This window comes from Companilactobacillus crustorum JCM 15951, assembly GCF_001434585.1.
Taxonomy (GTDB): Bacteria; Bacillota; Bacilli; order Lactobacillales; family Lactobacillaceae; genus Companilactobacillus; species Companilactobacillus crustorum.
Genome location: NZ_AZDB01000016.1, coordinates 1 through 26,358, shown reverse-complemented (window position 1 = coordinate 26,358; position 26,358 = coordinate 1). Strand labels below are relative to the sequence as shown.

Sequence of the window (26,358 nt, the reverse complement as noted above, 5' to 3'; positions counted from 1 at the left end):
TTCATTTCAATTATAGCCCACTTTAATAAGATTTAATAACATCTTTGGCCAATTGTAACGCATTTGTTAAACCAGCAGGATTCTTACCACCAGCTTGCGCCATATCAGGACGGCCACCGCCGCCACCTTGAATTTCCTTAGATATTTTCTTAATTAAATCTCCAGCTTTAACACCTTTAGCTTGAGCATCCTTACTTACAGCAACGACTAAACTAGCCTTGTTATCTCCACTAGCTCCTAAAATCAGAATATCTGATTTATTGTCATTTTTCCAATTATCAGCTAATTGTCTCAATGCTGCCATATCAGCAGGAACAATATTAGAAATAACTTTGTATCCGTTAATTTCTTCAACATTGTCAAAGACTTCCGCTGATTTTTGACTTGTAAGTTGTGTCTTCAAGTTTTGGTTGTCACGTTTGAGGGCTTTGATTTCATCAACCATTTGGGCTGCACGACTAGGTACATCCTTTAATTGGTTAACCTTAATATTTTTAGCAGTTTCTTGCAATGCTTGTAGTTGATCATTAAAGTATTCGAAAGCTTCTTCACCAGTTACGGCTTCAATTCTTCTAGTACCAGAACCAATAGCTGATTCTGAAGTGATCTTGAAGAGTCCCAATTCAGAAGTATTGCGAGCATGTGTACCACCACAGAATTCAACTGAGTAGTCGCCAATTTCAACAACACGGACTGTATCGCCATATTTCTCACTGAACATAGCAATAGCACCCTTCTTCTTTTTAGCTTCTTCAATTGGTAAGACTTCTGTCTTAACAGGAATAGCAGCCCAGATTTTTTCGTTAACGATCTTTTCAAGTTCTGAAATTTGTTCTGGTGTCAAAGCAGCATTGCTATTGAAGTCAAAACGTAAGTAATCTGGTTCAACTAAAGAACCGGCTTGATGAGTTCTAGCACTAACTACATCACGTAAAGCTTGATCTAACAAGTGAGTTGCGGTGTGATTATGACGAACTTTTTCACGGAAGTCAACATCGATCTTCAATTGATATTCTGTATCGACATCAAGCTCTGACATGATATTTACCAAATGAATATTTTGTCCATTTGGAGCATGTTGAACGTCAACAACTTCAGCAACTTGGTTGCCTTTAAGATCATAAATGTTACCAGCATCGGCAACTTGTCCACCCATTTCAGCATAAAAAGGAGTTGTATCAAAGATCAATTGAGCTTGACCTTCAGTAGCTGACTTGACTTCCTTATCATTCATAATGATGTTCTTCAATGTACTTTGTGTTTCATTGTGATCATAACCAACAAATTCACTAGGTGTCTTGATTTCCATCAAGGTCTCATCTTGCATACCCATTGATTGCAAGTTTCCACGAGCATCACGAGCACGTTGTTTTTGTTCTTCCATATTTTGTTTGAAACCAGCTTCATCAACTGACAAACCTTCGTCATTAGCATATTCACGAGTTAATTCCATAGGGAAACCATAAGTATCATAAAGTTTGAAGGCGTTAGCTCCATCAATAACTGTTTCATTCTTTTTACGAAGATCAGCAATAACACCGTTAAGCAAAGCCAATCCAGCATCAAGTGTTTCAGAAAAACGTTTTTCTTCTTGTTGAATAGTCTTAGAAATAAATTCTTGTTGTTGGCTAACTTCTGGATAGTAGCTTTCCATAATTTTACCAACAATTGGTGTCAATCTGTATAAGAAAGGTCCATTAACGCCTAACTTTTTACCATTCAAAACTGCACGTCTGATCAAACGTCTAATAACGTAACCACGTCCTTCATTTGAAGGCAAGGCTCCATCACCTATGGCAAAAGATACAGTTCTAGCATGATCAGCAATGATCTTAAATGATACATCATCCTCATCATTTTCACCGTACTTTTTACCACAAAGTTGACCCACATCTTCAATCAAAGGCATGAACAAATCAGTTTCGAAGTTTGTCTTAGTTCCTTGAACAATGGAAACTAAACGTTCCAAGCCCATACCCGTATCAATATTCTTATGTGGTTGTTCAACATATTGACCATTTGGCAAATGATTCAATTCTGAAAAGACAATATTCCAAACTTCCAAGTAACGTTCATTTTCGCCACCAGGATAGTTTTCAGGATCATCTTCTGAAAGATTGTTGAATGATTGTCCACGATCATAGAAAATTTCTGAATCGGGACCACAAGGACCTTCACCGATATCCCAGAAGTTATCTTCATTTTTTAGAATATGATCTTGAGGAATACCTACTTCTGCCCATAATTTTTGAGTTTCAGTATCCTTAGGATAGGTTGTCACATACATATTATTGACATCCATCCCAATCCAATCAGGACTTGTTAAGAACTCAAAAGCCCAAGGAATAACTTCCTTCTTGAAATAATCACCAACAGAAAAATTACCCATCATTTCAAAGAAAGTTTGGTGACGAGCCGTCTTACCAACGTTTTCAATATCATTAGTTCTGATACATTTTTGAGCGTTAGTAATACGTGGATTCTTAGGAACAACTGTTCCATCAAAATATTTCTTCAAAGTAGCAACACCAGAATTAATCCACAAAAGTGTTGGATCATCATGTGGAATCAGTGATGCACTAGGTTCAATCATGTGACCTTTTGATTGGAAAAAGTCTAAAAACATTTTTCTTATTTCAGCACTTGATAAATTTTTCATATTATCTCCCCAGTAAAAAACGAAAAATCGCTGCAACCTCAAGGACGCCACTGCGCGGTACCACCTTGTTTGCAACGATTTTCGTTAGCCTCTCAACAATTATTATCTACAATTTAAATTGGCAGCATCTTCATATCAATCATTTAGGCTTTCTCACCAAGCGGCCTTCTCTGAAAATAATCGACATAAGATATATCCAAGGAAAATATTAACCATCAACTCAAAAATTGTCAATATTTATAATTGCAAAACTAGCTATTACGTCTTGCTTCTCTTTCTCTTCGACGATCTTGTCTAATTCTAACTTTTCTTTCTTGACGACGTTCGTCGTTAATTGCCTTCTTGATCTTTTTCTTGTAACCAGGCTTTCTCTTGGTCTTTTGTTTCTTAACAAAACCAACTAACTTAGTATCAAGCTTTTCTTGAGTAGCCTTACGATTATCACGACGATCACGTTCTTGAGCATCAACAATTTCACCATTTTTAATATCTTTAGGCTCGAATTTGATTCCCATGTGCTCAATTTCAGCAACTTTATTCTCTTCGCCTGGTTCATAGAAAGTAATGGCTGTTCCTGACATCTTATTACGGCCAGTTCTTCCAATACGATGAATCAAGAAATCAAGATCAGTTGGAATCTCTGCATTAATTACATGCGAAACACCATTAATATCAATTCCACGTGCAGCTAAATCAGTTGCTACAACGAATTGATATTCCATATTTTCGACTTGTTTCATTGTTCGTTTACGTTCTCTAGGTGTCAAACCACCATGAATACGAGCCACTTTCAAGCCTTTATTACGAAGGTATTTATAAATTTCATCAACTGTCTTTTTAGTATTAGCAAAGACTAACACTAAGTATGGTTCACCAATCGTCATCAATTGATAAATAATTTCTTTTTTATCACGGCCATGCGTAAACATAAGCCAATTATCAACATTCTTAGGAATAATATTATTATTCTTAATTTCAACTCGTTGAGGACCATGCATATATTTCTTCAAAAATGGTTCTAACTTTTGAGGAATTGTAGCAGAGAAGACCATCATTTCACGATCTTCTGGCAACTTATCTGTTATATGATCAACTTCATTCAAGAAGCCCATATCTAAAGTCATATCTGCTTCATCAATAACGTATCGTTGAACATCTTCAACATGCAAGTCGTTTTCACGGATTAAATCCCATAAACGTCCCGGTGTTCCGATAGCAATTTGAGGTTGATGAGCCTCTAGCTTTCTCTTCTGACGGTCACGATCAGCACCACCGACAAAAATAAAAGCATTATATTCTTCAGGATAATTTTTTAAAATTGCCTGAGTATCATTATAAATTTGGTAAGCCAATTCTCTACTTGGCGTAGCAATCAACAATTGAACATGCTGGTCTTTTGTTAAAGCATTCATAGCTGGCAATAAGAATGCATGAGTTTTTCCTGAACCCGTTTCTGATTGAACAATAATATCTTTTTTCTTATTAACTAAAGAAATTACCGCCTCTTGTACTGGCGTTGGTTCATCGAAATGGATTTCTTTTAATGATTTATTAATTGCATCATTAAAGTTGTATTGTGAAAATTTAGTCATCTATTCACCCTTCTGGTTATATTCAGTAACAATATTCTTCAGTTCTTCAAACATTTGTTTAACTTCATCAAGATTTTGAGCGGTTGCACCACTAGCTAAGGGGTGACCACCACCATCATGGTTCTTGGCCAATTCATTGATTACAGGTCCTTGAGAACGTAAATGCATTCTGAAAGTACCATCGTCTTTTTGAACAGCTTCCATCCATGAAGTAACTTCCTTCAAGCGTCCTGGCGTAGAAACGACTGAGTTTGCTTGTTCTTGATCAATTCCCAATTTCTTCATTAAATCGAGATCAATAATGCCCAATGCAGCACCTGATTCATCAATTTGAAGAAGATTGAACAATACACCTTGAAGCTGAGCTTGTTTTAAAGTGATTTCGTTCATCTTATTGTTAATTGCTGCTGTATCAACACCTAAGGCAATAAATTTGCCTCCAACTTCCATTGTGTGCTGAGTCGTTGATGGATAAAGAAATCTACCTGTATCACCAACAATACCCGCATAAAGGTAGTAAGCTACTTCTTTAGTCAATTGTAGTTCATTGCTGCTTTCAATTAAATCAGCAATAATTTCTGAACATGAACTAGCATCAGTGTTAACAAACAATTGATCTCCATAAACATCATCATTAGGATGATGATCAATCTTGATTAAGAATGCTCCATCATCAAAACGTTGATCGTCAATTCTTGGTCGATTAGCAGTATCAGTCACAATAACTAAAGCACCATTATAGTCTTCATCAGTCACTTCTTGTGCTGTTGAAAGCCATTTAAGCCCTTCAGTATCGTTACCACCAATCAAAACTTTTTTATCTGGAAATGCTTGGCGAATACTTGTTGCCAAACCAGCTTGTGATCCCAATGCATCAGGATCTGGATTTTGATGACGTAGAATGATAATTCTATCATATTTTTTGATTGTTGCAATTATTTCAGCAAAGCTATTCATAGTTGTCCCCCTTGTAAGACAAATTCAAAGAAACCTCTTCATATGACAATGGATCCAAATTTGTCACAGTAATTCCGAGTAAACGAATCTTTTGATCAGTTACCTTTAATTTATCATAAATATCCTTAGCAACACGATAAATTTCTTCTTTTGTCTGTACATAATCCTGAAAACTCATTCGTTTAGTGATAGTTTCAAACTCTGAATTACGTAGCTTTAAAACAACTGTTTTACCATGTTGACGTTTCTTGCGTAAATCTTGGCTGACCATTTCAGCCAGATAAATTAATTCCTGATTTATTTGTTCAGTCGTTACTAAATTACGATTATACGTTCTTTCCCGACCAATTGATGTACGTGCTCGATGACCTTCTACTGGAGAATCATCAATCCCGTGAACTCTTTTATATATTACGTAACCCATCTTACCAAACTTTTCTAAAATCGCATCTTGATCCATTTTTTGAAGATCAGCACCAGTATAAATATCCATTTCGTGCAACTTATGTTGCATTGCTTTGCCAATGCCATTAAATTTTTCAATTGGAATAGGTTTGAGAAATTCTTTAGCATACTTTCCTAAAATAATTGTCCGTCCAAATGGCTTACGATAATCTGATGCCATCTTTGCCAAAAATTTATTATAAGAAATTCCAACTGAACAAGTTAGACTAGTTTCCTTCACAATTCTTTGCTGAATATAATTAGCAATCTTAATAGTATTAGTTTCGTTTAACTTGTTATGCGTTACATCTAAATACGCTTCATCCAAAGCAACCGTTTGATAGTTATCAGTCACCTCACCAAAAATATCATGAATCTGATCAGAAACCTTCCGATACAATTCAAAATTAGGTGGTGAAATAACCAACTTTTCTTTAGGAATCAATTCAACTGCTTGTTGTGCCGGCATAGCTGAATGAGCACCATATTTACGAGCATTATAATTAGCCGTTGTTACAACTCCGTGATGATTATGTTTTCTCGGATCTTGAGCGACAATTAAACATTTCTTTTTATACTCTGGATGTTCTCTTTCTTCCACCGAAGCGAAAAAAGCATCCATGTCAACATGGATGATCTTTCGATTTTCTTTAATTTTAATGGGTATCTTTAAAAAGATGAATCAACACCGCCTTTAGTCGTCCCAAACCCAAGAGTCACCATTACGTTCTAGTAACATTTCAGCTGCGTCTGGTCCCATAGTTCCACTTACATAATTTGGAAAGTCAGGTGTTTGACTGTCCCAACGTTCTCTAATTGCATCAATATATGTCCAAGTACTTCTTAGTTCATCCCAAAGCGTAAAGTTAACTCGATTACCTGAAAGAATATCAATGATTAAACTTTCGTAAGCTTCACGAGCACCAACAAAATCTTTCTCTTCTGGGAATTTAATGAAATCTTGAGCAGATTCCTTATAATCAATACCATTAATTAAAATACTATGATCATTAGTTCTTTCAATTAAGAGTGTAACTACTGTATTGGCTTTGATGCCAAGATCAGTAACATTGTCATTAAAAACAATATCAATCCGTGAAGATTTATCAGGCATTCTCTTACCTGAACGAATATAAAATGGTACCCCACTCCAACGATCGTTTTCAAACTCAATTTTACCAGCAGTAAAGGTTTCAATATTAGAATCTTCGGCTACATTATCTTCTTGACGATAAGCTTTCTCGTCGTCTAAATTGTCAGTATCATATTGACCACGCACAAAATTAGTATCAACTTGCTCTGGAGTTAAATCCTTTAGACTGCCAAACAAATCGCATTTATTTTTGTGAATTACCTTAGCATCCTTAGCCTTAGGATCAATACTGGCAATCGCACCGATAATTTGCATAATATGGTTTTGAACCATATCGCGTAAAACGCCAGCAGTTTCGTAATAGCCACCACGATCTTCAACCCCAATTGATTCTGCCAAAGTTACTTGAATATTGGAAACATACTTATTATTCAAAGCTTCTTCAAACTTATCATTTTGAGCTCTGATAACTGGAATGTCTTGGACCATTTTCTTGCCTAAATAATGATCGATTCGATAAATATCATCTTCTGGGAAAGCTTTAGAAATGTTGCCATTCAATTCACAGGCTGAATCAAGATCACGTCCAAATGGCTTTTCAATTACTAAACGATTATAGCCATCAGCAGTTTTCAATCCTTCAGAATTAATGTGTTCAGCTACAGTACCAAAGAATCTTGGAGCAATAGCCATGTAATAAACTCGATTGTGACCTGCCTTAAATTGATCATCCAACTTAGCAGCTAAATTCTTCAAAGCAATATAATGTTCTGAATCGTTAACGTCGTGTGATTGATAGAAGAAATGTTTGGAAAATTCTTTCATGACTTCCTCCTCATCATCAAAGTAATCTTTCAAAGAAGTGATAACAGTTTCACGGAAATAATCATCACTCCAAGGACGGCGGGCTGTTCCAATAACAGCAAAATGATCCTTTAAAAATCCTGATTTATACAAGCGAAATAAAGAAGGATAAAGTTTCCGATGAGCCAAATCACCAGAACCCCCAAAAATAATAAAAATTGCTGACTTTTCTGTAACCATTTTTAAACTCCTTTGAATAGCATCATGTACTTATATTTTACATCATGACTTATTAAACATCTTCATTATTGTCTTATTATTTTTTCAATAGTTTCCTTGACAAGCCTATTTTTATAACATTCTTGTTCTTAACGACATAAATACTAACCCCTAGAGTGTACTTTAACGCAAGTGATATGGATGAGAAATAATTCTAAGGAGTTAAAACTGCCGTCCTCCGCAACAAAGAAAATTGGGCTAGAACGTAGTGGGCACGACTTGGAGCCTCTTGGCTTCGCCAACAGTCTTCAAGCTCGGCCTTCTACTAACCTCACTTCGTGAGCTAAGTAGAATTTCACTACTGAGCCCATTTTCCTTGTTGCTCCGGACTAATGCATTGCCTTTTTTGGTGTTTATTTTTAAGGTCTAAATAATAAAAATAAGGAACTATACTTACTAAAAATTCGGATATATTTTACATACCTTCAATATTTAGCAAATATCGTTCCCTATTAAGTCAAAATTCAAAATCTTCATATCATATAGAAATTATCCTTACTTACAGATTCTTTTCCAAGTCAGCTATCAAACTCAAATTACTAGGTTGCCAAGTAAGTTCTTTTTGCGTCATTTTGCTGTCGGCTGGAATGTCTAAACCGAAAAGATTATTTACATTGAATGCATCTTCATTAGATAAATTAGCAAAATCAATTCTAGGTTGTGATTCCATTGGTAAATTCAACTTTTGACTGATGGCTTTTGCAATATCAATCGTCTTAGTCTGTCCCTCATCTACAGCATTAAATACATGCAATGAGTGATTATCTCCTAAAGCATATTCTAGAGCTTTGACAAACAAGTTGGCTGCGTCACGATAATTGACTGCATTCCAACGATTCTGTCCATCACCAAAATAAGGAACTTTGCCTGTCTTTTGTGCCTGGGCGACGATCATTGAAACAATTCCATAACGGCCATCACCGTGAACTGATGGCGCTAATCGAACTGTGTAGGCATTAATACCTTGTTCTACTAATTCTCGAGCTAAAAATTCTGAACGTCTTGGAATCACCTTTTCTACGCCAGCAAAACCGGTATCTTCTTCTGTTAAAACGTGATTAGGATTAAGTCCTGCAGTTCCGGCTGTGACGATTAAAGGTTTATCGGTTCCTCTCAAAACTTCGCCAAAACTTTCAATTGCCTCCGCATCTATTCGACTAGCTTGAGCAAAATGTTCAAAATCATTAACAAATCCTAAATGTAAAACTGCATCTGACTTTTGAGCTGAAGTCTTCAAAACATCTAGATCCTCTAAAGTTCCCATCACGGGAATGCCACCCATTTGAGTTAATTTATCAACACTTCTCTGTGATCGAGTTAGTCCTAAAACTTCAACTCTATTATTGATCAAATCTTGGGCAACTAATGTCCCGATATAGCCTGTGGCTCCTGTCATAAATACACGCATTTAAAATACTTCCTTTTATTATTAATTTAAAATTTCATTGGTTTATCTTTAGAACTCGTTTATAATAACACCGTAGAAATATTAAACTATGTATAATTATCAGATAATGTAGTGGCAATAGACATTGTCGAATAATTGTAGAAAAGGAAGACACTTTTGGCTAATTTACAAAATGAAAGAACTAAAAAATTAATTTATTTAGGATTCAGAGATCTGTTGACTAAAGAATCTTTCAGTAAGATCACTATCAATGAAATAGCCGATGAGGCGATGATTCATCGTTCTACTTTTTACACTCACTTCAACGATAAGTATGATTTACTAAACCAATATTTGAATAGTCAACGAACTGACTCAAATTTTAAAATGGACGACTTTTTTGATCATCCTTTTACTACCGTAGCAACAATTAATAACCAGGAATTATTGCCACTACTGTCACTTCAAAGTAATGATACTGATTTTCGAACGGGCTTTTTTCAATTTATTATTGATACTGTGATGGCTGATCAATCAGATAAAACCGACCTGGACCGTTTCTTTTTTATCGGTCGAATCAAGGCTATCAACTTATGGATCGAAAAAACTCATCAACCCTACAATCCCTTTGTCGATTATCATTATTTAGACCAAGTTTTTAAAACTGGAAAAAAATAATAAAAAAGAACCGTATTTACTAAGAAATTCAGGCTTGCCTTGAAAATACTTAATAAATACGGCTCTTTTTTTATCCAAATTCAATACTTACTTTTGTTTAAAAAATCCAGTTAAATAATCAGCCGCTTCTTCTATTGTCTTTAAACCTTGCTTCTGTCTGATTTCTTCTAATTTAGCTTGAGATTTTTTACTCAAAGTTGAAACGTCGATTTTTTCTGACTTAGATGTTTTGTCTGTCATTTAGTCACCTCATTAAGAATCACAATTAGTTATACCATGTAATTTAAGAAAATAAAAAAGATTGAAATTATTGGTTTCAATCTTTTTTTAGTTAAATTATTTTGTTGTTTCTTTTGTATCATCAGTTGATTCAGGTTCTTCGACTTTAACATCCTCAGTTGTTGCAGTTGCTTCTTCTTTAGCATCGTCTTTTGTTTCTTCTGCCTTAGCTGCAGGTTTGTTATCCTTAACAGCATCTGTTGTAACTTTATCAGCTGGAACAGCCTTACGAATAAAGTTAATGTCAAATGTTAGATAAATTCCATCACAGTCAACGACAACTTCTTTGTTATCACGGTCGATTGAAGCAATCACACCTTTAATTCCACCAAGAGTTACAACCTTGTCGCCTTTGTTCATTTCCTTGAGCATTTCTTGACGTTTTTGTTGTTGTTTCTTTTGAGGACGAATAGATAGGAAGTACATACCAACGAACATGATAACAACAAAAATCATAAGTCCCATTGATCCACCAGCACCAGCGGCGCCTAATGTAAGAATATTCAAATTTTCCACCTCTTAATAATTTGCATAACTATAGAGTAACAAAAAAACGCATGTCTTTCCACACTAGAAGATTTTTCTTATCAAAATCCTCTAAAAATTCTTAGCATTTTCTTGATTAAAGCCATAGTCTTCAAAAACGTGTTCTCTAAATTCTAATAAGTTGTCATCCCTGATAGCTTGACGAACACCCTTCATTAGATTCAATAAGAAGTACAAATTATGATAACTAGTTAAATGTGTTCCAAATAATTCATTTGCGTTAATCAAATGACGAATGTAAGCTCTGGAATAATTACGACAAACATAGCAGGCACAATTATCATCTAAAGGACCAAAATCACGAGCATATTTACCATTCTTTACGACCAAACGGCCATGACTTGTCATACATGTACCATTTCTAGCAATTCTTGTTGGCAAGACGCAATCGAACATGTCGATTCCACGAATAACACCATCAATTAAAGAATCAGCTGTTCCCACGCCCATCAAGTAACGTGGCTTGTTTTCAGGCAACATAGGTGTAGTAAAATTAAGCACACGATTCATTTCGCTCTTTGATTCTCCAACAGATAGACCACCGATAGAATAACCCGGAAAATCCATACTAACCAAGTCTCTAGCACTTTGCTTTCGTAAGTCTTCAAAACCGGCACCTTGAACGATTCCAAACAAAGCTTGCCAATCTGGATTACGGTGAGCTTTAAGACCACGTTCAGCCCAACGACTAGTTCTTGCAACGGACTTCTTAATATAATCATAGCTTTCAAAAAATGGTGGACATTCATCCAAACTCATCATGATATCGGGACCTAAATAATTTTCAATCTTCATTGCCTTTTCAGGTGATAAGAACTCGCGACGACCATTTAAATGATTTCGGAAATGAACACCAGCTTCAGTGATATCTCGAGTATTTGCTAATGAAAAGACTTGGAAACCACCGGAATCAGTTAAAATTCCCTTGTCCCAATTCATAAATTTATGCAAGCCACCGGCTTCTTTAACAATATCTTCTCCAGGACGTAACCAAAGATGATATGTATTAGCCAAGATAATTGTTGCACCAATTTTATCCAAATCTTCTGGTGCCATATTCTTTACTGAAGCTTCTGTACCAACAGGCATAAAAATAGGTGTTTCAAATGTACCATGTGGCGTTTCTAATAAACCTAAACGTGCCCCAGTATGTTTCTCTTTTTTCAATAATGTATATTTAACAGCTGGTTCCATAAATTTCCTCTACTTAATGAACATTGCATCGCCAAAACTAAAGAAGCGATATTTCTCTTCTACAGCATGACGATAAGCGTTCAAAATATTTTCTCTACCAGTAAATGCTGAAACTAACATTACAAGCGTTGACTTAGGTAAATGGAAGTTAGTAATGAATTCATCAACAACTTTCCATTCGTAGCCAGGTTTGATAAAAATGTCAGTCCATCCACTATCGGCTTTAATTTCTCCATTGAATTTAGTTCCAATAGTTTCCAAAGTTCTAATTGAAGTTGTTCCTGTAGCAACGATCTTGCCACCATTTTGTCTAACTTCATTCAATGTTTTAGCTGAAGCTTCATCTAATCGATAAAATTCAGAATGCATAACGTGCTTGTCAACATCTGTTTCAGTAACTGGTCTAAAAGTTCCTAGGCCAACGTGTAAAGTTATGTAAACTAATTTTACGCCCTTGGCTTCAACTTTCTTCAATAATTCTTTAGTCCAATGCAAGCCTGCAGTAGGTGCAGCTGCTGAGCCATTTTCTTTGGCATAGACAGTTTGATAGCGATCAGGATCATCCAATTTTTCTTTGATATATGGAGGCAATGGCATTTCACCTAATTGTTCCAAAATTTCCATGAAAATACCTTGATAATGGAACTCAATAATCTTGCCACCATGTTCAAGATCTTCAAGTACCTCAGCCTCTAATTGACCGTCTTCTCCAAATTGAACTTTAGTACCAACTTTAGCTCGGCGAGCTGGTTTCATTAAAACTTCCCACTTATCGCCTTCGATATTGTTTAATAGCAACACTTCTTCATGACCGTCAGTGTCCTCTTTAGTCCCGTACAAACGAGCTGGCAAAACACGTGAATTATTCATTACTAAAGCATCCCCAGGATTTAAATAATCCAAAATATCATAAAAATGCTTATCTTGATATTCGCCAGTCTCATGATCTAAAACTAATAGTCTTGATTGATCACGATTTTTGATTGGTGTTTGGGCAATAAGTTCTTCGGGTAAATCATAATCAAAATCTTCAGTTGATAGTGACATATAAAAATTCTCCTTTAATATATGGTTTTAACAAAATTCTTCAGATACACCAAAACGAGTAAATTACTTTACTCGTTTTTATCAGGGTATGGTATCCCCATGTGTTCATAACCTTTTCTCGTTACAACACGACCCTTGGCAGTTCTTTTCAAGAATCCCATCTGCATTAGATATGGCTCATAAACTTCTTCAATTGTTTCCTGATCTTCACCGATATTAGCAGCAATAACCTTTAATCCTACCGGACCACCACTATATAATTCAATGATCATCATCAAAATGCGACGGTCCAAATGATCTAAACCAGCATCATCGACTTGTAATTGATTCAAAGCTGACTTAGCCATTTTGTAGTCAATTGTATCTTGATTAGCTACTTGGGCAAAATCACGAACTCGTTTTAACAAACGATTGGCAATTCTAGGCGTTCCACGTGATCGTCTAGCGATTTCATGTGCCCCTTCTTCATCAACATTAATGTTAAGAACCCGAGCTGAACGGAAAACAATCTTAGATAATTCATCTATGGTATAGTACTCCATTCTTTCGACAATTCCAAACCGATCTCTCAACGGTGCTGAAAGTTTTCCCGCTGCCGTTGTAGCACCGATTAGTGTATAAGGCACCAATTGATGATGCAAAGAACGTGATTCGCTTCCTTGACCAACAATTATATCAATATAAAAATCCTCCATAGCTGAATATAAGACTTCTTCAACTGCTCTAGGCATACGATGAATTTCATCAATAAACAAAACATCGCCTGGCTCTAGTTCATCTAAAACAGCTACTAAATCACCAGATTTTTCGATTGAAGGACCTGTTGTCGTATGAATGTTAACACCCATTTCATTAGCTATGATCATAGCCAATGTAGTTTTACCTAACCCAGGAGGTCCATAAAGCAAAACATGATCCAATGTCTGCTGCCGTTGTTTAGCCGCTTTGATATAAACATCTAATTCCTTTTTAGCCTTTTCTTGACCCAAATACTGGTCAAAACTTTGAGGACGTAGGGTTTGTTCAACAATATCTTCAATATTATCGAGTGAATCAGCGTCAGTTAAACGTTCATTGTCATTTTCATTATTTTCGATTTTTGACACTCCCCTCTACACTAGTGATTTTTTATTTGCTCAATAGCTTTAAACCAGCTCGTAAGTACTCGTCCGCACTCTTGAGATTTTCTTTTTCAAGCTGTGCTTTAATTTTGCTGATCTCTTTAGCTGAATATCCTAATGAATCTAACGCAGCCAAACCATCTTCTAATTCTTGATTGCCTGTAGTGAATTGAACTGGAGCTTCGCCTAAAGTCATTTGACCTTCAGCCGTAAATTTACCTGACAGATCCAAAATAATTTGTTGAGCAGTTTTCTTACCGATCTTAGGAAACTTAGTTAGATATTTAACATCATCGTTTTCAATTGCATGAATTAAACCTTGAAGATCTTGCCCCGCTAAAATAGCTAAGGCACTCTTAGGGCCAATTCCTGAAACACTAATTAGATGTAAAAAAATATTTTTTTCATTTAAATCATAAAAACCATATAAAGCTTGCTCATTGTCACGTACAACTTGTTCAACGTATACTCTTGCTGATTGATTTTCTTCATAACGATAAGGATTAGCAACTTGAACTTTGTAACCAACGCCTTGCACGTCCACCACAATATATGAAGGGGTAACCGCAGATACTAAACCATTTAAATATTCAAACATAATTATTCACTCTTTCATTTAATCAAGCTGCTATTAGCAATGCTCGAAATCTAACCACTATTGTTCGCTCTCTCTTGTAAATGAACTGCCAATAGCAAATTTCTCTGCTTTGCTACAGCCTCAGTTTTGCCCACTTCGTGTTCAAATTTGAGGCCTAGGCAATGCTCGAAATCTAACCGCTATTGTTTGCTCTCTCTTGTATCATGTGGATCTTGGATTCTCTTGAACATTTTTTCAAGGTCTTTATTGCTAAATTCTACCAAAACTGGACGTCCATGGGGACAATTATAAGGATTTTCAGCCTTGGTCAAATTATGCAGCAATTGTACTGCTTCTCGGTCATCGACATGATGATTGGCTTTAATGGCTCGTTTACAGCTCATCATAATGGCATTTTTTTCTCGAAAACTAGCCACGCTGATTTTTGAATCATTGAGTACATAATCAATCATTTCTTTAATAGTCGATTCCTCTTGTCCCGGTACGAACCAGGTAGGATGAGTATTGATAACGAAACTATTTTGTCCAAAATCATCTAAATATAAACCAATACTTTCTAAAATCGGCTTTTTTTCTTTGATTAAAATACTTTCTGAGTTGGGATAATCCAACACGATCGGTACTAATAATTTCTGCTGATCATTCGAAACTTTGCCAATTTCTTTACGATAATATTCATAGTTAACTCGTTCTTGAGCTGCATGTTGATCGACTAGATAAAAGCCATCCTGACTTTCAGCCACTAAATAAGTTCCATGAATTTGGCCAATATAACGTAAATCAGGAAAATCAGTTTTCTCGGATAGCTTAGTTTCATTGCCTTCTGAATCAATTACTCGGACTTTTTCAGCTGACTCTTGTTTAAGTCTTTCGTCCCAAGAATGTAGGTGCTGTGGATCTTTAAAAATTGGCATCCCCGTCATCGGAGTTTCGACTTTCTTTTCTGGAGTCATTGGTTCATCTATATACTCAGGTCCTGGTTCTGCTGTAGCAGTCGACAAAGGTTCATTGATCTTATCAATCGTTGCTAAGTCATTAAAACTTATTTGTTCCGGCTTATAAGTATCAATCTTTGGTGCGATAGATTTTTTACCCAGATTTTTGACCGCGTCAGGAATCAAATTTTGATTAGACAAACGTTGCCTTATTCCTTCACTAATTAAATCGCCAATATGACCTTCATTTGACAAACGTACTTCCTGTTTAGTGGGGTGAACGTTGATATCAACTAAACCTGGGTCCATTACAATATCGATCACAGCAATTGGAAAACGAGCTACCATCAATTTGGAACCGTAGCCTCTGATAACTGCATTGGTTAATTGAAAGTTTCTGATATAACGACCATTTAGAATTAACGAAATATAAGAACGATTCGAGCGTGTCGTATCTGGCTTAGAAAAATAACCTTTGATTTGATAATCAGGATCGGAATTTTCAAAATCTAACATGTGACTTGCAATTGTACGACCGTAAATACCAGCGATAGTCTGTTGAAGATTGTCGTTACCTGAAGTCCAGACTAGATCTTTGCCTTCATGAATCAAACGAAAGGAAATGTCTGGGTGTCCCATCGCTAACCGATCAACGATATCGACAATTTTATTTAACTCTGTATGAAGCGATTTTACATACTTCAAGCGTGCTGGAGTATTAAAGAACAAATCTTCTACCGTCATAGTTGTTCCCTTGGAACGGGCAAAGGTTTCTTTTTTGACTAATTCATTACCAGAAAATTGGGCTCTGGTAGCAGACTTGCCATCATCACTTGTAATAACTGTTAATTTGGATACTGACGCAATACTTGCTAAAGCCTCGCCACGAAATCCTAAAGTTCTAACATTAAACAAATCGCGGTCAGTAGAAATTTTACTAGTTGTATGCGGTAAAAAGGCGACCTCAACATCATCAGCTGAAATCCCCTTACCATTATCATTTACTTCAATTGATTTTAATCCTGCCTGTTTAACAGTAATTAAAACCTGTGTTGCTTGTGCATCGATGGAATTTTCCACCAGTTCTTTTACGACTGATGCTGGGCGTTCAATAACTTCTCCAGCAGCAATCTGGTTACTTAATTCAACTGGTAGTTCATGAATAATACCCATTTTTCCACCTTCTTTTATTTAAGCTTCTTTTGCCATTTATAAAGTAAATTGATTGCTTCAATAGGAGTAATTCCCATTAAATCTTGCTCATTTATATCTTTAATAACTTGGCTTTCTTTATTAGATAGTTTTTTAACTTTTTTATTAATTTCAGGGAACAGGGATAGTTGTTCCTCATCATCTATTTCATTTGGTTCGGATTTAACAGAAGTTTTCACAATAGATGTTTTTTCCACTGGCGTTTCAACAGCTGGTTCGTGAATACTCTCTGAAGCAGTTGTATGAACCGAAGTTTCTTCCAAACTACTCAAGATTTTATCCGCACGAATCAAAACGTCATTTGGCAATCCAGCTAATTTAGCTACGTGAATCCCGTAAGATTTGTCGGCAGGTCCTGGCAAAACTTTGTGCAAGAATACCAAGTCGCCATTCTCTTCGGAGGCATCAACGTGAACATTCTTCAACCCTGGCAATTGCGACTCTAACTCAGTCAATTCATGATAGTGAGTTGAGAATAACGTCATAGCTTTTACATTTTTATCAATATACTCGATAATTGCTTGAGCCAAAGCCATCCCATCATAAGTTGCTGTACCACGTCCAATTTCATCAAAAATAATCAAACTGTTAGGCGTAGCATTCTTCAAAGCATCATTAGCCTCACGCATTTCTACCATAAAAGTACTGTCACCAGAAATCAAATCATCGGCAGCACCAATTCGAGTGAAAATGTGATCAAAAATCGGCAATTTAGCACCATCAGCCGGTACAAAACAACCTATTTGAGCCATAATAACTGTTAATGCCATTTGGCGCATGTAAGTACTTTTACCAGACATATTAGGTCCGGTTATCAACAAAATATCAGTTTTATCATCAAACGTAACATCATTAGGAATATAACTGTTATTGCTTAAAACTTTTTCCACAACAGGATGACGACCATTAGTGATCTTTAGCTCGTGTTTCTCTATAAATTCAGGGGCCACATAATGATATTCTTCACTGACAACTGCAAAGCTCTGTAAAACATCTAAACGCGACAAAATATTAGCTAAACTTTGAATTCGTCGAATCTGATCCTTAATTTTCTTACGAATTTCATCAAATAAATGATATTCCAAACTCTTAGATTTTTCCTCAGCTTCTAATATCAAACTTTCTTTGTCCTTGAGTTCAGGGGTGATATATCTTTCGGCATTAACCAAAGTTTGCTTACGTGTATAACGATCTTCAGGAACCTTATCGATATTAGCACGACTGACTTCAATATAATAACCAAATACCTTATTGTAACCAATTTTCAAATTATTGATACCAGTTAATTCTTGTTCTTTAGCCTTCAAAGTAGCCAACCATTGTTTACCATTCTTTGAAGCATCAAGATATTGATCCAGTTGCTCGTTATAGCCTTCTTTGATCAAGCCACCAGCAGTAATGGAAATTGGAGCTTCTTCAACAATTGCTTTGTCGATCAAATCACGAATATCGGCTACTTCATCAATCTTTTCCACATAGGTTGTTAATTCATCGTCTCCGATATCCAATAAGATAGATTTAATTTCAGGAACTTGTTGCAAAGAAGTTTTTAATTGGATTAAATCACGACCATTAACTGTTCCATAAGCTACCCGACCAGCTAAACGTTCCAAGTCATAAACCTTCGTTAGATAATCTTGGAAAGATGATCTTTGGAAATAATTGTCCAAAAAGACTTGCACCAAATGTTGACGAGCTTTTAATTTATCCACACTAATCAGTGGACGAGCTAACCATTGTTTCAGTAAACGACTTCCCATAGCAGTTTTAGTTTCATCTAAAAGCCACAATAAAGTCCCTGATTTTTTATTTGTCCGGATATTTTTGAACAGTTCCAAATTACTCTGGGCTGAATGATCCATCAATAAATAAGAAGAAGTTTCATATGATTGAGCTGGTTTCAAATGATCCAACGAACGCATCTGCGTTTTGACTAAATAACTTATTAACAACTTAACCGTTGCTACCTCATCATCAGAAGATATTTGTGAAAAATCAAAAGCGTAATTATCCTCTAAATCTTCTAATTTAGAAATTAAGATACCAAGTTTACGCAATTGGTCCAAATATTTCTGTGGAAAACTACCAGATACAACCGTTTCTTTAGTATCCAAATTCTGTAATTCATTAGTTAAATCTAATTGATTATCAACCGTTGTAACTTTAACTTCACCAGTTGATAGGTCAGCATAAGCTAAACTAAAAATATTTTTATGAGCCGAAATAGCGGTAATGTAGTTGTTTTCTTTACCTTGATCCGACTTATCCATGATTGTACCAGGTGTAACTACTCGAGTAACACCTCGTTTAACCATTTTGCCTTCAGCATCAGCAGGATTTTCCAATTGATCGCAGACAGCTACTTTATAACCTTTATCCACAAGTGTATCAATGTAACCTTCAACAGCATGATGAGGTACTCCACACATCGGAATGCCTTCATCGGCTTTTTTATTACGAGAAGTTAGGGTCAATTCGAGAATCTGTGAACCCTTAACAGCATCGTCATAAAACATTTCGTAGAAATCGCCAACTCGGTATAACAAAAAAGCATCTGGGTATTGTTTTTTATACTCCAGATATTGCTCCATCATTGGTGTCTCTTTAGTTTTTTGTGGCATTAGTACCCTCCACTTAGTTTAAGAATTTTTGATTGTTTGGTGTAATAACATAATTTTTAATACTTCTAGCATTATTTGTTTGATCGTTAATGTCAATGACAGCAAAGCCAATTTGCATACGACCTTCTTCGTCGACATCGAACTTGTTAGGTCTCTGCGTTAAGAAACGATTGATAATTGGTTCTTTTTTGTCGCCCAAAATCCCATCGTATGAACCCGTCATTCCTACATCAGTTATGTAAGCTGTCTGCTTGTTGATAACCTGTGCATCATTTGTTTGGACATGCGTATGCGTTCCACAAACTGCCGCAACACGACCTACCATATAATTGGCAAAAGCAATCTTTTCACTAGTTGTTTCCGCGTGAAAATCAACGAATTTTATAGCATCTTTATCCAAAGTTTTCAACAATTTGTCAGCTTCAAGGAATGGGTTATCGATCGGTTGCATTAAAGCAGTTCCCATCATATTAATAACATAAACTTTTTTTGAATTTACATTGATTTCGAGGTAGCCACGTCCAGGGACATGGTCGCCAGGAAAGTTATAGGGACGGAGAATATTCTTCTTCGGATCATCAATAAAGTCAAGAATTTCACGTTTATCCCAAGTATGATTTCCTCCCGTAACAACGTCAGCACCAGCTCGAGTGATCTTTTGATAATCAGGTTCTTTCGTACCCTTGCCACCAGCAGCATTCTCACCATTAACAATCGTTAATTGTGGCTTAACCTTCTTTTTAATTTCAGGTAGATACGTTTCTATAGCTTTAATGCCGACAGAACCAACGACATCGCCCACGAAGAGTATTTTCATTATATTTTTATCCCCAATCTTTACCTATGATATTGTATCAATATTGTTGAAAATAAAAAAGACCAAGCGAACGCTTGGTCGTATATTTTAATCTTCAAAGAAATCCTCGTCAATCTCAAAGAGATCTAAGTGCTTTTTTACTTGAACTCCAACGTGATATTGAAGCATTAAATTTGTTAGTTGTATTCCATCTATTAGTACAATCGAAAAATTTTTAGCAGTTGTCATTGCACTACTTGAAAAATGTGAAGTCGTAATAAAAACACCACGGTCAGCATGTACACGGGATAAGGCTCCATAGAAACCATCAATAGCTGGTCTTTGCACTACATTATCATCTTTATATCTTTTAGCTTGAAGATAAACTGTACTTGTCCCAAGTGGATCTTGATTAATAATTCCATCAATTCCACCATCATTCGTCTTTTGCGTAACTCTGGATGAACCATTTGGGCCTTTATATCCCATTTTAATTAACAATTTAACTACCAATTGTTCAAAAAAATTAGGATCAGATTCTTGAATCATCTTCAGAAGGTTAGAAGCAATCTTGTTATTGTATTTTTCAGTTACTTCACACAACTTATCAACAACATTGACGTCGGAATCGTTATCTTCTGCCTTCTCAGATACCTTTTCGTTATTTAAACCTGAAATTTCATTTCTCTTGATTAGTTCCTTCTGATGATTTTGATACTGAGGTAACGAATGAATCTTATTTCTAGTCAATTCTGAATCATTCAGTTTAAGTAAACTCATCCCCAAAGGAGAAATCTTATAAACACCCCTTGATGGTCTTTCAATTGCACCGGCAGTATAAAGCTCACTGATACACCACTTAGTCCGATCCTCTATCGTATTTGAAGAAGGATTATTTACATACACCGCTTCTCTCAACCTATCTGGTAAATCCAAAGAATCAGAAACCTGTACTGCTATTTTTTTCGATTCTTTTTCTAAATCATCGCTAAAATATCTTAAAATGATTGGTATCAGCGAATCCCACGTTGGTAATCCATGTTTACCCAATTTTAATTCTTTATAATTCATATCCTCGCCTACAACTCCCTAAAAATCAAAATCCCTAAAAGTAGCAATATCCATATTATATTCATTTTTAACAACATCACCAGTGTTTGTATTCTCGACCACGAAATAATACTTATCGCTATTGTCATATTGCTTATCTATCAAATTAAGATTCAAATCAATCATTCTATCTTCCACTTTGGCAGAAGTAAGATTGGCATTTACCGCAGTTTTTGCTGAAATCAGTTCACCTTTAACATCTTGGAAATAAACATTATAAACAGTAGGTCTATATGTAGAACCGATAGGTTTAGCTTGTAATAAGCGAATTGGTACTTCTAAGGACGTAATATTTCTATTAGTACTAATCAGCTGTAACTCAGCGTCCACGGCCTGAGATCTCTTAGAAGTAGTTTTTATTTCAAGTAAGGGCACTATCATCTCTTGTAATGAAGCTCCACCGTGAACATAATTAACCGATCCAGCAGATTTGAAGACACTAGCAGATTGAGGATAATAGACAAATCGATTATCGTCATTATTCAAAATATCAGCCAACTTTTGTTTACCGATTCCTGGTTCGGCAATTTGATTCTCTGTAACAATATACCGTTGGGATTTCAAATCATTTTGATCGACTTCTTCGGAAATTTTGTCAGAATCTTTCAAATTCTCATTTCGATAAATGTATCCATGATCAGCAGTTACATAAAAATGGTTAATACTATTTGTTCTTAATCGACCAATTAAATCCTTAATCTCCTTAATCGCATCGGCGGTTGCTTTAAAAGCATCGTCTTCTGTCTTCTTGTTATCCGCAATTGCATCAATCTGGTTATGATAAATATAGACAACTTCTTTACCTGCAAATAAGCCCTTAATTTCTTTGGAAGTCGCATCTTTTAAATCATCCAATGCATAAGCTGCACTATTAGGATTCTTAGAAATTAAAATTTGGGCTCTTTTTTCTCTGTTATTGGCCTCTTTGCCATCTACTAATAAGTTCTTACCTACTAACTTCAAATCATCATTTGGCAACAAAGATGGCATTCCCATGTAAGTAACTGATGGTAATCCAGAGATTAAATATCTCATTTTTCGTTCAGTTATTTGATCGTCCATAGAGAGCTCTCGTTCTAATTCCTTGGCAGCTTCAAATCTAAATGCATCTGAAATTATTACAACAATTCGGTTTTGCTCAGTTTCAATATAATTTTTATAGAAATCACGTTGTAAGTCACGGCTCGCTAAATTATGATAATTCAGTTTATCCGTCCATGAGAAATTATATGTATTTAAATATTCATTCGTATATGCCGTTTCAACTGCTTCTCTTGTCTTAAAGAATGCATCCGTTTTTGTTAAAGATTGATAACTCAATACAAAATGTCTGTAATACGTATCAATCAAATATCCTTCGTTCACATAATCACTTATCATACCCTCGGTACTATTAGATGTCTTACGCCCGATTGAAGATAATAATTTCCAGGCGTTTTGAAGCATTTGATAAAGTACCCGATATTCAGATACAAAATGCATCTCAAGACGTCTTTTGACCAATTCTGGGAAAGTAAGTCCATCAGTTCGACTATCAAAATCCTCATGTAACAATCGGTCCTGTTCCCATAACAAAATTTTGCGATCAAAAATACTAAAGACACCTGATTTTGACCATTGATCGACGTTAGTATTCTTCAATAAAGCATATTTATCACCATACTGGGCCCATACTTCATCAGCAATATCCCCAAACTTATCGCCATTATTGACATTACTACTGCTAAATGATCTCACAAATGTACTGACATTAGCATATTTCGATGATAGATCAAAATCACTAATACGATCCGGTATAGGAACATCCATCTGATGAAAGGCTTCTGTGATGAATAATGCTGAAGAAAGATTGAGCAAGTTAGGTTCTGACTCATTGTAATCAAACATCTCATTTGTATATCCCCAGAAATTATCTAATACATTATATTTAGCAAATTCATCTAGAGTATTTTTTTCATGAATACCGTTGCTCAATACAATCTGAAGAATATCAAAGAAATTAACATTAATTAGATTTGAATTAACTAAAGTAGCTAGAATACCCATTTCAGGATTTTTTTCGTAACTGTTTATATCATACTTTGAAAATTTCAATCTTCGTTCCTTGTTAGCGAAGAATTTAGCGTGTGTTTTAACAAAAGATTTTAAATTTTCGGGAAGTCCCAAATCACGGCGAATCATTTCTTGAGAATCTGCTGTAAATGTATCTGAATACAAAATAATATCCCGTAAATGATTGTCGTTTAAGGATGGTTGCTTATTTGGCGAGTAGACTAAATAGCTTTCATCACTCGGAGCGGACAATAACTTTAGTTTAAGTTTTAGTTGCTCTCCCCTATGTAAAATCACTACATTCGCAAGATTTTTTAATTCCGCAGTAATGTTATCTAGTTCATCAGCAAACTCTGCATTGTCGTCATACCAGAAAACAATGTGACTGCCATTTTTAAATTTTCTCTTTAAGTTATCGATAACTTGATTATTTTTGACATCAGCCATGCCAGTGCCTCTTTTCAATAAATACTATTAATTCAATGATACATTATTGAATTACAATATTAAATCCTCTTCTTTACCATAATTTATTTTCGTCCACTCCAAACTATAATCGTGGCGTTATTAAAGAGATTGTGACCAATATTGATGAAGCTGATTTTGATGTTTCTCAAGGTGGTCAGGTTGAGATTATTGGTTGGATTTATCAGTATTACAATACAGAACTACACGACGAAGTAGTTAACATAAGTGGCGGAGCTGTTAAAAAGAGTGATATACCTGCAGCGACTCAATTATTTACAACTGATTGGGTTGTTCGATACATGGTTGATAACTCCTTAGGCAAATACTGGTTAGAAAGACATCCTGAAAGTAAAATTAAGAATGATCTGAAATTCTTATTACCTGAAGAACTTTCGTTTGTGCCAAATGGTAAAGATATTCAAGATATCAAATTAATGGATAATGCAATGGGCTCTGGTCATATTTTAATTTATGCATTTGATGTTTTTATGAAAATATACCTTGAAGAAGGATATTCGGCTAGGGATGCCGCAGTAAAAATTATTACTAAAAATCTCTATGGTTTAGAAATTGATCAACGGGCTTTCCAATTAGCATCGTTTTCTTTAATGATGAAAGCAAGACAATATAATCGAAGAATTTTAAGAAATGCCGACGTAAAGCTCAATCTACATGTTTTCGTTGAAAGTGATGATATTGCCCCAGAGTTATTAGAGAAAATCCCAGATGATTCTAAAGAAGATCTCAAATACTTAATTGCACAGTTTAAAGATGCTAAAGAATTAGGATCAATTATTAAAATAGATAGAGATTATGATTTTGATAGACTCAGAAATGATGTTAATAATGTTTCAATATCAGGTATTGATCTTTATGGTATTCAAGAATCAAGGGATACCATTTTAAAAGTTATCAATTTAGCTGAGGATATGAGTAGAAAATACGAAGTTGTTGCCACTAATCCTCCCTATCTAAATAAAATGGATAAAGAACTAAAAAAATATGTTAAGAAATATTATTCTGATTATTCCGGAGATATGTTTTCAGTTTTTATCTATAACAATGTTACTTGGTTAGCACCAAGTGGATATTCAGCATATATGACACCATTTGTATGGATGTTTATTAAAACATATGAAAAGCTGCGTAATTATTTAGTACAAAATAAAAAGATCTCTAGTCTTATTCAAATGGAGTATTCTGCATTTGAAGAGGCAACTGTGCCAATTAATACTTTTGTTATTAAAAATACACCGTCAAATGATTCTGATGGTGCATATATTAAGTTATCTGACTTTAAAGGCGGTATGAAGACACAGAAAGAAAAAACGCTTGAGGCCATTTCAAATCCTGACTGTGGATACCTTTATCGAACTAATCAAGCGAACTTTTCTAAGATTCCTGGTAGTCCTATTGCTTATTGGGCAAGTAGTACATTATTTAATGATTTTGTTGTTGGTAAAAGAATGGACGAAATAGTCTCTCCAAAGGTTGGTCTTCAAACTGGTAATAATAATCTATTTATTAAATTATGGTTCGAAATAAGTAATAAAAAGATTAGTATGACATCAAAGTCAATCGAGGATTCTATAAAATCAAAGAAGAAATGGTTTCCTTACAACAAAGGTGGCTCATATAGAAAATGGTATGGAAATTATGATTACGTTGTTGATTGGGAAGATAATGGCTATAAAATAAGAAATTTCAAAGATAAGAATGGAAAAGTTAGATCTAGACCGCAAAATACAAATTATTACTTTCATGAAGCGATAACTTGGCCTAAAATCACTTCTGGAAAATTTAATGCTAGATATAGAATCTTTGGATCAATACATGATACTGCGGGAAATGAAGCTTTTACCAATAATCATGATAGATTAATTGCGGTTTTGTCTTTTTTAAATACGAATGTTGCACAATATTTGTTTGATACGTTAAATCCAACAATAAATTCACAGATTGGTGATTTTGCCAACTTGCCATTATTGGATCTCGATAATGAAGAAACCAATCTTGAATTAACAAATCAATTAATAAATATTGCCAAGCTAGATTGGGATTCCTTCGAGACTTCATGGGATTTTAAAAAACATCCTCTACTAAATCACATCGCTGATGATAAGCAATTATTCGATGCTAAATTATTGGAATCTGGTTACGTATGTGCCAAAATTGTGACAACTGTTCCGTGTGGAGGGCACAATAATGGTCAGTTATCGCAAAAGAGGAAACGTTTGGCAGTACGAAATATCATATAAAGATCAATTTGGAAAATATAAGAAGCTCCGTAAATCCGGCTTTCAACATAAGTCAGAGGCTATTTTAGCTGCCAGTCAAATACAAATTGAGCATCCTAATTTATCCAGTGCTAAATCGAGTGAAGAGCCTCTAGTTAGTTACTACAAAAGGTGGATCGTTATCTTTAAGAAAAATGTAGTTTCTAAAATAACTTATAATAAATGGTAGATTGTAAAATTAATCCGAAC

At 35.2% G+C, this 26,358-nt stretch carries 20 protein-coding genes; 3 read left to right on the top strand and 17 right to left on the bottom strand.

The annotated features are described in order from the left end of the window. Positions 1-22: 22 nt before the first annotated feature. The 6 genes from alaS to FD26_RS05855 all read right to left on the bottom strand — a co-directional run bounded on the left by alaS (position 23) and on the right by FD26_RS05855 (position 9,236). Positions 23-2,659, bottom strand: coding sequence for an alanine--tRNA ligase (gene alaS, locus FD26_RS05880; RefSeq protein WP_057867501.1), 2,637 nt, complete (start codon positions 2,657-2,659; stop codon positions 23-25). Between the two features lie 251 nt (positions 2,660-2,910). Continuing rightward, a complete protein-coding gene (locus FD26_RS05875) occupies positions 2,911-4,251 on the bottom strand; it encodes a DEAD/DEAH box helicase (protein WP_057867500.1) in 1,341 nt (446 codons plus the stop codon). Beyond that, positions 4,252-5,208 (bottom strand): DHH family phosphoesterase, encoded by a 957-nt coding sequence (locus FD26_RS05870; protein ID WP_057867499.1) that lies wholly within the window; start codon positions 5,206-5,208, stop codon positions 4,252-4,254. Continuing rightward, positions 5,201-6,331 (bottom strand): DNA polymerase IV, encoded by a 1,131-nt coding sequence (gene dinB, locus FD26_RS05865; RefSeq protein WP_057867498.1) that lies wholly within the window; start codon positions 6,329-6,331, stop codon positions 5,201-5,203. The genes FD26_RS05870 and dinB overlap by 8 nt, the downstream gene beginning before the upstream one ends. 15 nt (positions 6,332-6,346) lie before the next feature. Further along, positions 6,347-7,789 (bottom strand): glucose-6-phosphate dehydrogenase, encoded by a 1,443-nt coding sequence (gene zwf / locus FD26_RS05860; RefSeq protein WP_057867497.1) that lies wholly within the window; start codon positions 7,787-7,789, stop codon positions 6,347-6,349. Between the two features lie 538 nt (positions 7,790-8,327). After that, entirely contained in the window at positions 8,328-9,236 is a 909-nt protein-coding gene (locus FD26_RS05855; protein WP_057867496.1) for an SDR family oxidoreductase, read from the bottom strand. Positions 9,237-9,392: 156 nt separating this feature from the next. On the opposite strand from FD26_RS05855, the gene FD26_RS05850 reads away from it, so the two are divergent. Next, a complete protein-coding gene (locus FD26_RS05850; protein WP_057867495.1) occupies positions 9,393-9,893 on the top strand; it encodes a TetR/AcrR family transcriptional regulator in 501 nt (166 codons plus the stop codon). 87 nt (positions 9,894-9,980) lie between these two features. On the opposite strand, the gene FD26_RS11050 is transcribed toward FD26_RS05850, so the two are convergent. The 11 genes from FD26_RS11050 to pglZ all read right to left on the bottom strand — a co-directional run bounded on the left by FD26_RS11050 (position 9,981) and on the right by pglZ (position 23,851). Then, entirely contained in the window at positions 9,981-10,133 is a 153-nt protein-coding gene (locus tag FD26_RS11050) for a hypothetical protein (RefSeq protein ID WP_156401775.1), read from the bottom strand. Between the two features lie 96 nt (positions 10,134-10,229). Next, positions 10,230-10,679: a preprotein translocase subunit YajC gene (gene yajC / locus FD26_RS05845; RefSeq protein WP_235525338.1), complete on the bottom strand. Its 450-nt coding sequence runs from the start codon at positions 10,677-10,679 to the stop codon at positions 10,230-10,232. Between the two features lie 90 nt (positions 10,680-10,769). Further along, positions 10,770-11,912 carry a tRNA guanosine(34) transglycosylase Tgt gene (gene tgt, locus FD26_RS05840; RefSeq protein ID WP_057867494.1) on the bottom strand — a complete coding sequence of 381 codons (1,143 nt, stop codon included), beginning with the start codon at positions 11,910-11,912 and terminating at the stop codon, positions 10,770-10,772. A 9-nt stretch (positions 11,913-11,921) separates the two neighbouring features. Continuing rightward, positions 11,922-12,959: a tRNA preQ1(34) S-adenosylmethionine ribosyltransferase-isomerase QueA gene (gene queA / locus FD26_RS05835; RefSeq protein WP_057867493.1), complete on the bottom strand. Its 1,038-nt coding sequence runs from the start codon at positions 12,957-12,959 to the stop codon at positions 11,922-11,924. Between the two features lie 68 nt (positions 12,960-13,027). Beyond that, positions 13,028-14,056: a Holliday junction branch migration DNA helicase RuvB gene (gene ruvB / locus FD26_RS05830; RefSeq protein ID WP_057867525.1), complete on the bottom strand. Its 1,029-nt coding sequence runs from the start codon at positions 14,054-14,056 to the stop codon at positions 13,028-13,030. A 31-nt stretch (positions 14,057-14,087) separates the two neighbouring features. Beyond that, on the bottom strand, positions 14,088-14,678 hold the full coding sequence (gene ruvA, locus FD26_RS05825) for a Holliday junction branch migration protein RuvA (protein WP_057867492.1): 591 nt from the start codon (positions 14,676-14,678) through the stop codon (positions 14,088-14,090). Between the two features lie 179 nt (positions 14,679-14,857). Next, positions 14,858-16,786 (bottom strand): DNA mismatch repair endonuclease MutL, encoded by a 1,929-nt coding sequence (gene mutL / locus FD26_RS05820; RefSeq protein ID WP_057867491.1) that lies wholly within the window; start codon positions 16,784-16,786, stop codon positions 14,858-14,860. Between the two features lie 14 nt (positions 16,787-16,800). Beyond that, on the bottom strand, positions 16,801-19,446 hold the full coding sequence (gene mutS, locus FD26_RS05815) for a DNA mismatch repair protein MutS (protein ID WP_057867490.1): 2,646 nt from the start codon (positions 19,444-19,446) through the stop codon (positions 16,801-16,803). 13 nt (positions 19,447-19,459) lie between these two features. Then, positions 19,460-20,263, bottom strand: a complete 804-nt coding sequence (locus FD26_RS05810) for a TIGR00282 family metallophosphoesterase (protein WP_057867489.1) — start codon at positions 20,261-20,263, stop codon at positions 19,460-19,462. An 87-nt stretch (positions 20,264-20,350) separates the two neighbouring features. Then, positions 20,351-21,313 (bottom strand): restriction endonuclease, encoded by a 963-nt coding sequence (locus FD26_RS05805; protein ID WP_057867488.1) that lies wholly within the window; start codon positions 21,311-21,313, stop codon positions 20,351-20,353. A gap of 18 nt (positions 21,314-21,331) precedes the next feature. Beyond that, complete coding sequence (gene pglZ, locus FD26_RS05800; protein WP_057867487.1) at positions 21,332-23,851, bottom strand: BREX-1 system phosphatase PglZ type A; 2,520 nt, start codon at positions 23,849-23,851, stop codon at positions 21,332-21,334. Positions 23,852-23,901: 50 nt separating this feature from the next. Between pglZ and pglX the strand changes: the two genes are divergently transcribed. Both pglX and FD26_RS05790 read left to right on the top strand, forming a co-directional pair. Further along, the gene (pglX, locus tag FD26_RS05795) at positions 23,902-26,130 is read left to right on the top strand and encodes a BREX-1 system adenine-specific DNA-methyltransferase PglX (protein WP_103429312.1); all 2,229 of its coding nucleotides are present in this window, start codon (positions 23,902-23,904) and stop codon (positions 26,128-26,130) included. Further along, positions 26,078-26,338: an Arm DNA-binding domain-containing protein gene (locus FD26_RS05790; RefSeq protein ID WP_057867485.1), complete on the top strand. Its 261-nt coding sequence runs from the start codon at positions 26,078-26,080 to the stop codon at positions 26,336-26,338. Before pglX ends, FD26_RS05790 begins: the two co-directional genes overlap by 53 nt. Positions 26,339-26,358 lie beyond the last annotated feature (20 nt).